This is a genomic window from Agaribacillus sp. DX54 (assembly GCF_056858335.1).
Map to the genome: position 1 here is coordinate 72,289 of NZ_JBXEQE010000026.1, position 13,886 is coordinate 86,174.

At 42.9% G+C, this 13,886-nt stretch carries 12 protein-coding genes; 11 read left to right on the forward strand and 1 reads right to left on the reverse strand.

From position 1 onward, the window contains the following. The 3 genes from AC04NP_RS22560 (at window position 1) to AC04NP_RS22570 (ending at window position 3,970) form a co-directional block, all read left to right on the forward strand. Window positions 1–951, forward strand: a complete 951-nt coding sequence (locus AC04NP_RS22560; RefSeq protein ID WP_482862219.1) for an NAD(P)-dependent oxidoreductase — start codon at window positions 1–3, stop codon at window positions 949–951. A gap of 188 nt (window positions 952–1,139) precedes the next feature. Then, window positions 1,140–1,964 carry a pentapeptide repeat-containing protein gene (locus tag AC04NP_RS22565; RefSeq protein WP_482862220.1) on the forward strand — a complete coding sequence of 275 codons (825 nt, stop codon included), beginning with the start codon at window positions 1,140–1,142 and terminating at the stop codon, window positions 1,962–1,964. A 602-nt stretch (window positions 1,965–2,566) separates the two neighbouring features. Beyond that, window positions 2,567–3,970, forward strand: coding sequence for an MBL fold metallo-hydrolase (locus AC04NP_RS22570; protein WP_482862221.1), 1,404 nt, complete (start codon window positions 2,567–2,569; stop codon window positions 3,968–3,970). Between the two features lie 11 nt (window positions 3,971–3,981). On the opposite strand, the gene AC04NP_RS22575 is transcribed toward AC04NP_RS22570, so the two are convergent. Beyond that, entirely contained in the window at window positions 3,982–5,541 is a 1,560-nt protein-coding gene (locus AC04NP_RS22575) for a hypothetical protein (RefSeq protein WP_482862222.1), read from the reverse strand. 166 nt (window positions 5,542–5,707) lie between these two features. Between AC04NP_RS22575 and AC04NP_RS22580 the strand changes: the two genes are divergently transcribed. From AC04NP_RS22580 to AC04NP_RS22615, 8 genes are all read left to right on the forward strand, one after another. Beyond that, window positions 5,708–6,871, forward strand: coding sequence for a 2-isopropylmalate synthase (locus AC04NP_RS22580; RefSeq protein ID WP_482862223.1), 1,164 nt, complete (start codon window positions 5,708–5,710; stop codon window positions 6,869–6,871). 170 nt (window positions 6,872–7,041) lie between these two features. Beyond that, window positions 7,042–8,439: a 3-isopropylmalate dehydratase large subunit gene (gene leuC, locus AC04NP_RS22585; RefSeq protein ID WP_482862224.1), complete on the forward strand. Its 1,398-nt coding sequence runs from the start codon at window positions 7,042–7,044 to the stop codon at window positions 8,437–8,439. Window positions 8,440–8,457: 18 nt separating this feature from the next. Beyond that, a complete protein-coding gene (gene leuD / locus AC04NP_RS22590) occupies window positions 8,458–9,051 on the forward strand; it encodes a 3-isopropylmalate dehydratase small subunit (protein ID WP_482862225.1) in 594 nt (197 codons plus the stop codon). Between the two features lie 14 nt (window positions 9,052–9,065). Next, window positions 9,066–10,586 (forward strand): alpha-isopropylmalate synthase regulatory domain-containing protein, encoded by a 1,521-nt coding sequence (locus AC04NP_RS22595; protein ID WP_482862226.1) that lies wholly within the window; start codon window positions 9,066–9,068, stop codon window positions 10,584–10,586. 8 nt (window positions 10,587–10,594) lie between these two features. Further along, window positions 10,595–11,677, forward strand: a complete 1,083-nt coding sequence (leuB, locus tag AC04NP_RS22600) for a 3-isopropylmalate dehydrogenase (RefSeq protein WP_482862227.1) — start codon at window positions 10,595–10,597, stop codon at window positions 11,675–11,677. Window positions 11,678–11,947: 270 nt separating this feature from the next. Further along, window positions 11,948–12,850, forward strand: coding sequence for a DMT family transporter (locus AC04NP_RS22605; protein WP_482862228.1), 903 nt, complete (start codon window positions 11,948–11,950; stop codon window positions 12,848–12,850). 123 nt (window positions 12,851–12,973) lie between these two features. Then, window positions 12,974–13,420, forward strand: a complete 447-nt coding sequence (locus AC04NP_RS22610) for an SRPBCC domain-containing protein (protein ID WP_482862229.1) — start codon at window positions 12,974–12,976, stop codon at window positions 13,418–13,420. 60 nt (window positions 13,421–13,480) lie between these two features. Further along, the gene (locus tag AC04NP_RS22615; RefSeq protein WP_482862230.1) at window positions 13,481–13,864 is read left to right on the forward strand and encodes a hypothetical protein; all 384 of its coding nucleotides are present in this window, start codon (window positions 13,481–13,483) and stop codon (window positions 13,862–13,864) included. The last annotated feature ends 22 nt before the right edge of the window (window positions 13,865–13,886 follow it).

Consider the following 13,886-nt stretch of genomic DNA (forward strand, 5'->3'; position numbering starts at 1 on the left):
ATGAAATCAGTAAGTATGAAAAGGGCATGCCTTATAATAGATGACATCCATACCGCTATCATTCCGGAGCTGCAGGATCTGGGATATTCGGTAGATTACAGGCCCGACATCAGAAGGGAGGAGATCCTGGCGACAATAGGCAAATACGATGGTATTATTGTCCGTAGTAAAACCCATCTGGATGAAGCTTTTTTTGATGCTGCCACAAGGTTAAAATTTATTGCGAGGGCAGGTGCTGGCCTGGATCAAATCAATGTGGAACAGGCCACTGAACGAAACATTGTCATCATCAATGCACCGGAGGGTAACAGAGATGCCCTGGCTGAACATTGCCTTGGGCTGTTGCTGTGCCTGTTAAACAAAATCCATATAGCCCATCGGCAAATACGCGGCGGGGTCTGGAACAGGGAAATCAACAGGGGGGTGGAGATAGCCGGTAAAACATTAGGCCTCATAGGCTTTGGTTATATGGGACAGGCTTTTGCGAAAAGGTTAAGGGGTTTTGGCTGTAAGGTTCTGGCCTATGATAAATATAAAACCGGCTTTTCTAATGAACTTGTCAGGGAGGCTTCTTTACAAAATATTTTTGATGAATGTGACATTCTGAGCCTTCATGTGCCTTTAACGGAGGAGACAAATGCTATGGTGAATGCGGAGTTTATCTCGGGTTTCAAGAAGAATATTTATATTATAAATACTGCCAGAGGCGAAATTTTGCCCCTTGATAACCTGAAAATACAATTGTTAGGGGGCAAAATCCTGGGAGCTGCCCTTGATGTGCATGAATTTGAAAAGAGAAAATCGCTCAGCGCCAGAGAAGAAGATTTACTGGATTTTTTTAAAAATGCTGAAAATGTGTTGCTTACCCCTCATGTCGGAGGTTGGACCTATGAATCATATATGAAGATAAGCCAGGTGTTATTTGAAAAAATCAGGAAGCTTTCTTTCTAAAAGCAAACACCTTCACAATTGCTGACCTGCACAAATCACCCATCGATATCCGGTGTTATCTGAAAATATCCCGGATACGTTGTTAATGTAATTTTATACCGGTTATTGAATATTAATTGCCTTTTCATTCTTCTAATTTTAGGTGCTTGATTGGGATTATATATCTGAAAGAATGTCTTAGCTTATATATGGGTAAAATAAGGAGAGTTTTCGAGAGCATAATTGAGAAGCCAATACTCACCTCCTTCCTGGTTTTTCTGCTGTTGACCTTATTGGTCATAGGGCTGAGTCTGCGTTTTTATATTCACGATTTTGAGGAATTTTATCTGAACGTATTGGCTGAGGCCCATGGTATGCTGTTCGATATCCTGGTGATCGGTATATTGATTTTCTGGTTAAACAAAAGTGGTGAAAAGCGGTTGAGAATCAGAACGTATAAAGATGAGATCGATGACTTCAGACTGTGGGAATCCGATGAAGCAGCTTTCAGAAATGTGGGTAATATCAAGCGGTTGAACAGACATCATATATATAATATCAACCTGGTTAACTGCTATCTTGCAAGAACCAATCTGAATTATGTAATTTTAAAAGGATCCAACTTAAACTCCGCCAATCTCAACGGCGCTAACCTCATTGAAGCTAATCTCGAGGAAGCCAGGCTTAACCAGACCAATCTCGAAGCAGCAACGCTCAATCAAAGCAAGCTGAACAGCGCTTATGCCAGCGGTGCCAAGTTTACCGATGCATTTTTGATCAAGGCCAGTCTTACCAACGCATTTTTGATAAAAGCAGATTTCAGGAGTGCTTTTATGATGGAAGCGGATTTAAAGGGTGCTTATCTTACCGGTGCTGATTTTACTGATGCCAATTTGTACCGCGCCGATTTAAGAAATACCACAGGGATTACCCTTGAGCAACTCCGCAAAGTGAAAACGCTGTATTTGGCTAAGTTTGATGAAGACATGCAGGAACTGGTCAACCGGGAATGTCCCGATCTTGTCAGGCAGTAGGTCTTTTAATAAACAAATTTCCAGGGACCTCTTCAACATGCTGGCTTTTTGCTTTCTGCTAAAATTTATATCTTGCTCATTGTTGCAATACGACTGATGCAATTGGTAATGGACAGTTGACAATGAACAATTGACAATTATTTTATGGTATGCACCCTTGGGACGACGATTATGAAATCATCGCATCCTCTTATCATTAAGGCCATCGGATAGGGCAAGCGTCTTTTGCTCTCCTGTCGTTAAAAGGCACAAGCGCCCCGTGGGTGTTGCACAACATTTTGGACAAAATTCTTTGTGCCTCTTTGTGCCTCTTTGTGTCTTGGTGCCTCCGTGGTGAAAAATGGTTAACCACCAAGGCACCAAGACACAAAGAGACACGGAGGTTTTTGCCTGTAAAATAAAAATACAAGCACCGTCTTAAGTTGTGCAACACCCCTGCCGGATGAAACACCGGAGATCACCAGTCAGTCATAGTATGACTTTGAGTCATACTATGACTAAAACGAAAATAAATGCGGCACCTGTAATGAGTTGTACAACACCCACAGGACGCTTGTACCAGTTGTTTTTTTATGATTAATCGATGATTAAAATCTTATTAAATGAAAATAAAATTTTGTGGGGCCGCCCGAACCGTAACCGGAAGCAGCCATCTTTTAACCCTTGATAACGGTTATAAAATATTGTTGGATTGCGGGCTGTATCAGGGGCGTGAAGAAGGTTACGAAGATTTTAACAGAAAGTGGCTGTTCGATCCCCGGGAAATAGACTGTGTGATTGTATCACACGCCCATATTGATCACATTGGGCGGGTGCCAGCACTGGTAAGGGACGGTTTTGAAGGAAATATTTTCTGTACAAGTGCTACTCGCGATTTGGCAGCCATTATGCTTCTCGACAGTGCGTATATTCAGGAAAAGGATGCAGAATACACTAACAAAAGAAGGGCCAGGGAAGGCAAAGCCCCGGTGGAACCTTTGTATACAGCCTTGGATGCCAGTAAATGCCTCGACAGTTTTGTGGGTATTGGCTACAACCGGTGGCTCCGGATCAATGGTAATGTTTCGGTAATTTTCAGGGATGCAGGCCATATTCTGGGCAGCTCCAATATAGTGTTGAAAATCAAAGTGGATGATTATCACGAAAAATTTATTGGATTTACCGGCGACATAGGCCGGCCAAACCGTCCGATTTTAAGAGATCCTGTCCCCATGCCGGACTGTGATTACATTATCTGCGAGTCGACCTACGGTGGTCAGTCCCACAAGTCCGAACCCGAGGACGAACATGAACTGCTTAAAATTATTGATCAGACCTGTATTAAAAACAAGGGGAAGTTATTGATTCCGGCTTTCAGCGTGGGAAGAACCCAGGAGTTGGTGTATATAATGGACAAACTGGAGTCCAGTGGCAAATTGCCGATGATACCCGTGTTTGTCGATAGTCCGTTGGCGGTAAATGCCACCGATATTTTCGTGATGCACCCGGAGTGTTATGATGAGGCTTTGCTTGAATACATGGATACAGACCCCGACCCCTTTGGGTTTGGCCATCTGAGCTATGTGCGTAAGGTTGAAGACTCTAAAAAAATCAACGACCTGCAAGGGCCGGCAATCATCATCAGTGCTTCAGGTATGATGACGGCCGGCAGGATAAGACATCACCTGTTTAACCACATGGAAAACCGCCGGAATACTATTTTAATTGTCGGTTTTTGCGCACCTGGAACGCTTGAGGAAAGGATCCGGAACCGTCCTGAAACGGTCAGGCTGTTTGGTGTGGAAAAAAAACTAAAAGCCCGGGTAGAAATCATGGACTCTTTAAGTGCGCATGGCGATCACCGGGAAATGCTGGATTTTCTGAAAAATCAGGACCAGAAAAAATTAAAAAAGATATTTTTAGTTCACGGAGCAATTAGCCGGCAGGAGTTGTTCAGGGCGTCGTTGTTGGAAGAAGGTTTCAGGGAGGTGGTGATTCCAGGGCTGGGGGAGGAGGTGGGAGTGTGATGCCTGCGGGTTCAAACCACCTGCGGCTCATTTCTTTTCAAAGCCTTTTCCCGGATAACTTTCCCTACAGGGCGGTTTTCGATTTTACTTTCCAGCCAGGAAACAATGTCAAAATACAAAAATGCCCGTTTTTCATAGGGACTGCTTTTCAGAGACAACATCTGCTTGCGCAACTTTTTAAAGGCATCCATGAGCTGATTTGGTTTAATGCTGTTCAGATCCTTCAAAAATTTCATGATATATTTTTGAAACATATATAAGTCATCCTTTTTGATTAAAAATCGGTAGGTTGAAAGGATGTAATAATCTACCAGGTCGGTGTTTTCAAGCTCATAATGACTGATCAGGTTTAATATCCTGGCAAAACACTGAATATCGGAGCGCAGGTCGACATTGGTAGCGTTGATAATTTTATTAAGCCAAAACACGGCATCCTGCCATTGGTTGTTACCAAAATACATGCAGGCAAACTTATAATAAAATATCAGGATGTGGTGCATATCCAGCTTATCCATAAATTTGTTCAAACCACTGGCAATCTCAGGTACAATTTTGACCCCTTCATCAAAGGCACCCAGTAAAAAAAAGTGGTTAACCCGGTGGGTGGACAGGTATTTAAACAATTGCAGTTTTATGTTATCGGTTAAGTGAAGGTTTTTGATTTTGTGGATGTTATCCAATTTTTTAAAAGTGGTGACAAACTCCTCAAACTTTCCGAGCTTATTTTGTGCAATCAGCAGATTGTTGAAGGCCTTTATGTATAACTCGATTTTAGGGGCGATTAAAGAAGGATTGTCGTTAAACAATTGCACCCATTTTTTGGCGTACTCATAAGCGCGGTTATCGTCCTGGATAAAAAAGTAATAACCTACCATGGAATTAAACAGGTAGTTTTTTTCATTAAAAGATAAACGCTCTTCCTTAAATGCGGGTATGCTGGAGAAATAAAAGCTGTTAACAATTTCGAAGTCTTTATGATCCCTGATAAAACCTATATTCATGTAAAATGAATACAACTTTAGCGAGAGGTTGGAGAAGGTATGGAGGCTTTTCAACTGCTCTCCGATTGCTTCCGACTCCTTCATCAGTTCATTCACCCTGCCTTCTACTCGTGGGTCAGCCAGTTTGGTAACCAGTCTTTTCCCGAATTCAACGATTTCCAGCAACAACAAAGGAAAATCATTCTTTTCAGCCAATGTTTTGGCTTTTTCAAGAATTTTGAAGCTCTGCTTATACAAGCATTTGTCATACAAAATAGTAGCCTGATCTATACAGTCACGGATTTGCATGGGCACATCATTGCCCGATTTGCTGCTCCTGAGACTTTGCAGAATTTGTTTGTAGAGATTGGCTTTCAGGTTGCTAATCTGAGAGGCTTTAATGGCGGGCGCTTTTTGAATAATTTTACCTTCATCATAGTGTTCCTGCTTGTCCATCCAGTCAAACAATTTCAGAAACTTGGCATTTTCCCCACTTTTATGCCTGGACACGAAAAGTTTAAAAGAGCGTTTTTCGGCCTTGGTCAATGACTTTATTAGTTGGAACAACGGCTCGTTATTTTTGTTGGACATTGTAGGAAAAATTAATTTAAAAATCTAATAACCAGTATTTTATAATATGAAAAATCATTTTAGATATTGTAAATTTAATTTATAATTATTTTAAATCATACCTCTGAGGGATTACTTTTAGCGTTAGTAGTGATATGATTTTTTCAAAAAGGCTTAATAGACTACTATGAAGGATAAAGTTTATATTTTCGATACTACGCTGAGAGATGGTGAGCAGGTTCCCGGGGCAAAGTTGGTGACTGATGAGAAAATAGCGTTGGCGAAACAACTCGAACTGCTGGGTGTCGATATTATGGAAGCGGGTTTTCCCATTTCTTCGCCGGAGGATTTCAATGCTGTCAGGAAGATTGCAAACACTGTCAAAAAGTCAACTGTATGTGCTCTGGCCCGAGGACTGGATGAGGACATAGATGTTGCGGCCCGCTCAATAGAAAATGCGGCTTCTCCGCGTATCCACACTTTTATTTCGGCTTCAGACATACACATCGAAAACCAAATGCGCAAAACACGTGATGAAGTCCTCAAAATGGTAGACAGAGCAGTGTCGAGGGCCAAGTCATACCTGGATAATGTAGAGTTTTCTCCCATGGATGCATCACGGGCGGATTTTGAGTACCTGGTAAAATTTACCCAGGTAGCCATAGATGCAGGTGCCACCACCATTAACCTGCCCGACACAGTTGGCTACGCATTGCCGGAAGAATGGGGATTCATGATCAAAAGCCTAGTGGAGAGAATTCCTGCATTCAAAAACGACGTGGTACTGAGCATGCATACCCACAATGACCTGGGGCTGGCCACTGCCAATGCCCTGGCGGGAGTGGTAAATGGTGCCAGACAGGTTGAATGCACCTTAAACGGGGTAGGCGAGCGTGCTGGTAACTGTTCCCTGGAAGAGGTAGTCATGACTATAAAAATGCGTTATCAGGACCGTTTTTATACCCAAATAAATACCAAAGAGATTTGTAAAACCAGCCGGTTGGTATCGGAAGTAATGGGCTTACTTGTACAGCCTAACAAAGCGGTTGTGGGGGCCAATGCCTTTGCCCACTCTTCGGGTATTCATCAGGATGGTATTATTAAACACCGGGATAATTTTGAAATCATGGATCCTGATGATGTAGGTGCCTCGGGATCTGCTATTGTACTGACGGCACGAAGCGGCCGGGCGGCTTTAAAGCATCAACTCGAAAAACTGGGTTATGTGTATGAAAAAGCAAATCTTGAACCCATCTATTTAAGGTTTCTGGAATGGGCAGATGAGAAAAAACAGATAAGCGACGATGATCTGCATGCGCTGGTGGAAAATGTGGAGGCCATTTCAAAGTGAGAAAGGTAAAAATGAAATTATAGATTAATTTTCTTCAAACGAGGCCTTCATCTTATTTGAAAAAGTTGAAGCTTAGTTTTGGTTGTTGATAATCCCCTCTTTAGAAAGAGGGGAATTTTAGTATATGGTAGAAATAATATATAATATTGTGAATAAAATAACAGTGACAAATGTCTAAAACCTTGTTTGACAAAATCTGGGACGCCCATGTGGTCAGTGAAATCGAGGATGGCCCCAGTGTACTTTATATAGATAAGCATCTTGTGCATGAGGTGACAAGTCCCCAGGCCTTTGCAGGTATAGAAAAAAGAGGGATTCCGGTTTTCAGGCCGCAAAATACCGTCGCCACCCCCGATCATAACGTGCCTACGATAGATCAGCACCTTACTATTAAAGATGAATTATCCCGGTTTCAGGTCAACACACTTACAAGAAACTGTGAAAAACATGGGGTCACACTATATGGCTTAAACCACCCATTCCAGGGCATTGTGCACGTAATAGGCCCGAAGTTGGGTCTGACACAGCCAGGAATGACCATAGTTTGTGGTGATAGCCATACCTCTACACATGGGGCGTTTGGTGCGGTAGCCTTTGGCATTGGTACCAGTGAGGTGGAAATGGTGCTGGCCACACAATGCGTGCTACAGCCCAAGCCCAGGAAAATGAGAATAAATGTAAATGGCAAACTGGGAGATGGCGTCACTGCCAAAGATGTGGTGCTTTACATTATTTCAAAAGTCACAGCCAGTGGGGGCACCGGCTATTTCGTGGAGTTTGCCGGAGATGCGATAAAGGGCCTGAGCATGGAAGGAAGAATGACAGTGTGTAACATGAGTATCGAAATGGGTGCTCGCGGAGGGCTGATTGCGCCGGACCAGGTTACTTTTGACTATATAAAAGACAAGGAATTTGCTCCCAAAGGTGCTGAATTTGATAAGGCTTTGAAGAAGTGGAAGACACTATATACAGATGAAACGGCGGTGTTTGATAAGGAGCTGACCTTTGACGCTGCGGATATTGAACCCATGATCACTTACGGAACCAATCCGGGAATGGGGACAAAAATTGTGTCAAACATTCCTTCTTTGGAGGAAATTCATGAAAAGGAAAGGTTAAGTTTTGAAAAATCAATGAATTATATGGGCTTTAAAGCAGGGGAGGTGCTGGAAGGTAAACCTGTGGATTTTGTTTTTGTCGGTAGCTGTACCAATGGCAGGATAGAAGACCTCAGGGAAGTGGCCCGGTTTGTAAAAGGCAAAAGGAAAGCCGATAACATTACTGCCTGGATTGTACCGGGTTCCAAACAAGTGGAAAAACAGGCCTATGAAGAGGGGCTTGTGACCGTTTTGGAAGAGGCAGGGTTTAAATTGAGGCAGCCGGGCTGTTCTGCCTGCCTGGCGATGAATGATGATAAAATCCCGGAGGGGAAGTATGCAGTTTCCACATCCAACCGGAATTTTGAGGGAAGACAGGGCCCTGGTGCCCGTACACTGCTTGCCAGCCCCCGTACTGCGGCGGCAGTGGCGGTGACCGGTAAGATTATCGATCCCAGAAAAGTTTTGTAAATATTAAAGAATTAATAAATGGCCGTAGAAAAATTTAAAACGATCATTTCACGGGCGGTGCCGCTGCCCATCGAAAATGTCGATACCGATCAGATTATTCCGGCGAGGTTTCTGAAAGCCACGACCAGAGAGGGATTTGGCGATAACCTGTTTCGTGACTGGCGTTACAAAAATGACGGGACAATCAATGAAGATTTTGTACTTAACAACCCGGCTTACTCTGGCAAAATCCTGATTGCAGGAAAAAACTTCGGCAGTGGCTCCAGCAGGGAGCACGCAGCCTGGGCCATTCACGATTACGGATTTAAGGTGGTCGTGAGCAGTTTTTTTGCAGATATTTTCAGGAACAACGCACTGAACAACGGCGTACTGCCCGTAGTGGTTTCGGAGGAATTTTTGGCCCGGCTATTCTCTGTGATCGCCGATGACGCCAACGCGCAATTCAGGGTTGATCTCGATGCCCAAAGCTTTGAAATAGTCGCGACCGGTGAAAAAGTGAATTTTGATATTAATACTTACAAAAAGCAGTGTCTGCTTAATGGCTATGATGATATAGACTATCTGCTAAGTATCAAAGATAAAATCGAAAGATTTGAAAACGAACGGGTTTAGGGCTTATATAAATAATGAAAATTTCAATTTTAGATACTACGCTCAGGGACGGTGAGCAAACTTCAGGGGTGTCATTTTCCGATAGCGAAAAATTGACCATGGCCAAATTGCTGCTGGAGGAGTTAAAGGTTGACCGCATAGAAGTGGCCTCAGCAAGGGTATCCAAAGGGGAATTTCAAGGTGCAAAGAAAATATTGCAATGGGCCAAAGGAAACCGGTGCCTGGACCGTATAGAGATATTAGGTTTTGTAGATGGGAAAGCTTCGGTTGACTGGATCAGTGAGGCAGGTGGCAGTGTCATCAATTTGTTATGTAAGGGCTCGTTGAAACATTGCCGGCAACAATTGAAAAAATCGCCGGAAGCGCATTTAGCTGACATCGAAAAGGTAATCACATATGCCAAAAAAAAGGGAATTACGGTCAACATTTACCTTGAAGACTGGTCTAATGGTATGAGAAACTCACCCGGCTATGTGAATCAGATGATAGCCGAGCTTCATAAAAATGCTGTCAACCGGATCATGTTACCCGACACTTTGGGTATATTAAACTATGAAGAGTCCTTTTCATATTGCCGGCAAATGCTTGAGACATTCCCGGATTGTGCGTTTGATTTTCATGCACACAATGACTATGACCTTGCTACTGCCAATGTTTATGCAGCCATCAAAGCGGGAATGAAAGGAATTCATACGACTTTAAACGGGTTGGGAGAACGGGCAGGGAACGTACCGTTGTCGAGTGTGATCGGGGTGGTAAAAGATCACTTTCATTTTCAGATGAATGTCGATGAAAAAAAGCTCTATACAGTCAGTAAAATGATTGAATCTTTTTCAGGTGTTCGCATCCCCCCCAATAAACCGCTGATCGGTGAGTTTGTTTTTACCCAGACCAGTGGTATTCACGCTGACGGTGATAACAAAAACGACCTTTATCACAACGACCTGAAACCGGAGCGATTCGGTAGAAAAAGAACCTATGCGCTGGGGAAAATGTCGGGAAAGGCTAACATTAAAAAGAACCTGGAGGCCCTGGGGATGGAGCTCGATCCTGAATCTATGAAAAAGGTCACCGAAAAAATCATTGAACTGGGCGATAAAAAAGAGACAGTTACCAAAGAGGATCTGCCCTACATTGTGGCCGATATTTTGAAAAGTGAGGAAATAAAACAAAACATAAAAATAAAGAATTACTCACTTTCCGTAGCAGAAGGCCTAAGGTCGGTGGCCACATTGAGTATTGAAATCGACAACCAAACCTATGAGGAGACTTCCTCCGGTGATGGGCAATACGATGCCTTTATGAAAGCTTTATGGAAGATATATAAAAGGCTGAACAAATCGTACCCCACCCTGATTGATTATGCTGTTTCAATACCTCCCGGCGGAAAGACCGATGCTTTTGTGGAAACGATTATTACATGGGACTACGGTTATCAGTTCAAGACCAGAGGGCTTGATTCCGACCAGACGGTGGCTGCTATAAAGGCAACCATCAAAATGTTGAATATCATTGAAAATAATAATAACAAATAACGAAGAATATGGAATATCGGATAGCGACGTTACCTGGTGATGGCATTGGTCCGGAAATAGTAAAACAGGCCGTTAAAGTACTGGAAGCTGTGGGTGGTGAATATCGCCATGATTTTAAATTTGAATATGGGCCGGTGGGTGCCTGTGCCATTGATGAGGTGGGCAACCCTTTTCCGGATGAAACCCTGGAGCTTTGCATGAAATCCGGGGCGGTGCTTTTTGGCGCCATTGGCGACCCGAAATATGATAACGACCCGAAAGCCAAGGTGAGACCCGAGCAAGGCTTGTTAGCCATGCGGAAAAAGCTCGGGCTTTTTGCCAACATCAGACCGGTCACTACTTTTGCCTCACTGATTCATAAAAGCCCGCTCAGGGCCGATATCATTGATGGGGCCGACTTTGTCGTGGTCAGAGAACTTACCGGAGGCATTTATTTCGGTGAGCCAAGGGGCAGATCCGAAGATGGTAACAAGGCATTTGATACCTGTGTTTACACCAAAGAGGAAATCGAGCGCATTATTAACCTGGCGCTCGACTATGCCGGTAAAAGAAATAAAAAGCTGACCGTGGTGGACAAAGCCAACGTTTTGGCTTCCTCGAGGTTATGGCGCGAAACAGCACAGGCGATGGCTGAAGTGCATCCTGATATTGCTATAGACTATATGTTTGTGGACAACGCAGCTATGCAACTGATCCAATGGCCAAAACAATTTGACGTCATTGTTACCGAAAACATGTTCGGTGACATTTTGTCTGATGAAGCCAGTGTGATTACAGGGTCTCTGGGATTGTTGCCATCCGCATCAGTAGGTGTCCACACCTCGGTGTTCGAACCTATTCACGGTTCCTATCCCCAGGCGGCGGGCAAGGATATTGCTAATCCCATTGCTACGGTTCTCTCGGCAGCGATGATGCTCGAATTGTCATTTAACTTAACTGATGAAGCCAGGGCTATCAGGCAGGCCGTAAGCGCTTCGCTGGAAGCAGGCGTTGTTACCGAAGATATTGCGAAAGGAAAAGCTTATAAAACTTCTGAGGTAGGGGATTGGCTGGCATCCCATATTAAATCTTCTCAGGAGATGAAAGTTTAATCCCTGCTATCATTTCCTTACATGAATCCTGGCAGTTAAGCTTTTAGTATTTCTAAACCAAAATATAATTGCCGTACGCACAGGCATAGTGTGGAGAGAAGGATCGTGTTGAATTCAACATGTTTACCTTGTAAATAAGATTCCAAAGCCGTCTGAGGCTTACTGTCTTAGAACGAAAACATAAATAATTTATGAGACCGGGCCGGGATATAAGTTCCGGCTCTTTTATTGCAAAACTTCTTTCACACTGAATCCTTCTTCCCGGCACATATGTCAAAAAACAGGTACTTAACTGGCGCAGTGATGGTCTTCACAGGGGCTGTTATGTTCTCTGCCAAAGCGGTTTTGATTAAGTTGGCTTACCGCCATCCGGTAGACGCCATTTCCCTTTTGACATTGAGAATGTTAATGGCTTTACCTTTTTATATCGCCGTTACTTTATTCCTCTCTGCCAGAAAGAAACAATCGAGGCTTGACAGGAAAGATTACTTATCGGTAGTTATTTTGGGTGTACTAGGTTATTACCTGGCTAGTTTTTTTGATTTTTATGGGCTTAAGTTCGTCACTGCCAGCCTCGAGAGGCTTATCCTTTTTGTTTATCCCACATTTGTGGTGCTGATTTTAGCTATGGTATTCAAAAACAAAATTTCCGGACTGCAAATACTGGCTATTTTGATGACCTATGCCGGAATTATTGTCATTGTCGCTAATGATTTGAATATGGACGATCAAAAAGATGTCTGGCTGGGGGGTGGTTTAATTCTGTTGAGTGCGCTTACCTTTGCCATTTACCTGGTAGGCAGTGGCGAAATCATTCCGCGTATAGGTTCGATCAGGTTTACGGCTATGGCAATGTCGGTATCTGCGGTATGTGTGATCATTCATTACCTGATAGGGCATCCTGCGGCAGGAATCTTCGTTTTCAACCGGGAGGTATACCTGCTGGCCCTCACCATTGCATTGTTAAGCACAGTTCTGCCTTCTTTTTTACTTTCTGAAGGTATCTTGCGTATTGGTTCCTCAAATGCCTCTATCATTGGTGGTATCGGACCGGTTTCTACTATTGTACTTGCTTATTTTTTTCTGGATGAAAGAATCACATGGTTGCAGATCATCGGTACCTTATTTGTCATTTCAGGGGTTTTACTGATTTCTTTGAAAAACAAAAAATAATTCATATAAATTTTGAAGATAGAACGTTTACATTATACGTATCATCTGTTATTTAATTTGATATTTTATTATTTAAAGACTATCTTCTGATCCTAGATGACCGGGGTTTAAAATGACGGCCGGATGAGAAAAGTTGAAAATACGATAAACATCAACGTAAAACCTGAAAAAATCTTCACGGCTTTTTTGGACCCTAAAATGTTGAGGGATTGGTGGGGTGTGGAAAAGACCCTGATAGAAGCCAGGGCCGGAGGGAATTATGCCTTAGCCTGGGGGGTATCTGAAAATGGTTTCGGATATGTTACCACGGGAAGGTTTGAAACATTTGAGCAGAACAAAGCGTTGAAAATAAGTAACTTTCTTTATTTCAATCCAAAAATGGAAATAATAGGGCCGACTTGTCTTAGTATAAAGGTGACTGATCAAGGCGAAACACCTGCTTTGACGGTTTGTCAGTCGGGCTATCTTTACGGTAAACAGTGGGATTGGTATTATGATGCGGTGTATGAAGCCTGGCCCGCTGTTTTAAGGCACCTGAAAACATACCTGGAAAAGATAACCAGGAAATAGCAGGTTGAATATGTTAAAAAACTCAAAATAGGATTACTTTTTAAATTAAACGAGAAAAAAATGACTGGGCGAGTAATAGGAACAATGGTAATTTTACTGACCTCCACCTGCCAGATAGCTGCTCAAACGGCGATGATCAAGTGGCATAATCCCAAAAATGAGGAAGTACTTACCTACCATATAGATTGCATGGGACAACTGTATAAAGGATCAAAATACACAAAATGGAAAGCCGAACTGGTCAATACGCAAGCCCGGACGATCAAATGTGAGGCAGTAATGGTTAATAAGGAAAAATTTGAGGTAAGTGAAGCCCTCGTGGTGACCATTGATCCCGGTGAGCATGAGGAGGTCATATTTATGAGAGCTAATGCCGGATGTGATGAATCGCCTCAATTAAATTTCAACCATTTTTTGTACAGAAAAACAAAAAGGGGCCTCTAACCCCTTTCAATATTTATTTCCC

Coding starts and splice junctions, on each gene's coding strand:
- AC04NP_RS22560 (WP_482862219.1), top strand. CDS start 1: ATGAAATCAGTAAGTATGAAAAGGGCATGCCTTATAATAGATGACATC.
- AC04NP_RS22565 (WP_482862220.1), top strand. CDS start 1,140: ATGGGTAAAATAAGGAGAGTTTTCGAGAGCATAATTGAGAAGCCAATA.
- AC04NP_RS22570 (WP_482862221.1), top strand. CDS start 2,567: ATGAAAATAAAATTTTGTGGGGCCGCCCGAACCGTAACCGGAAGCAGC.
- AC04NP_RS22575 (WP_482862222.1), bottom strand. CDS start 5,541: ATGTCCAACAAAAATAACGAGCCGTTGTTCCAACTAATAAAGTCATTG.
- AC04NP_RS22580 (WP_482862223.1), top strand. CDS start 5,708: ATGAAGGATAAAGTTTATATTTTCGATACTACGCTGAGAGATGGTGAG.
- leuC (WP_482862224.1), top strand. CDS start 7,042: ATGTCTAAAACCTTGTTTGACAAAATCTGGGACGCCCATGTGGTCAGT.
- leuD (WP_482862225.1), top strand. CDS start 8,458: ATGGCCGTAGAAAAATTTAAAACGATCATTTCACGGGCGGTGCCGCTG.
- AC04NP_RS22595 (WP_482862226.1), top strand. CDS start 9,066: ATGAAAATTTCAATTTTAGATACTACGCTCAGGGACGGTGAGCAAACT.
- leuB (WP_482862227.1), top strand. CDS start 10,595: ATGGAATATCGGATAGCGACGTTACCTGGTGATGGCATTGGTCCGGAA.
- AC04NP_RS22605 (WP_482862228.1), top strand. CDS start 11,948: ATGTCAAAAAACAGGTACTTAACTGGCGCAGTGATGGTCTTCACAGGG.
- AC04NP_RS22610 (WP_482862229.1), top strand. CDS start 12,974: ATGAGAAAAGTTGAAAATACGATAAACATCAACGTAAAACCTGAAAAA.
- AC04NP_RS22615 (WP_482862230.1), top strand. CDS start 13,481: ATGACTGGGCGAGTAATAGGAACAATGGTAATTTTACTGACCTCCACC.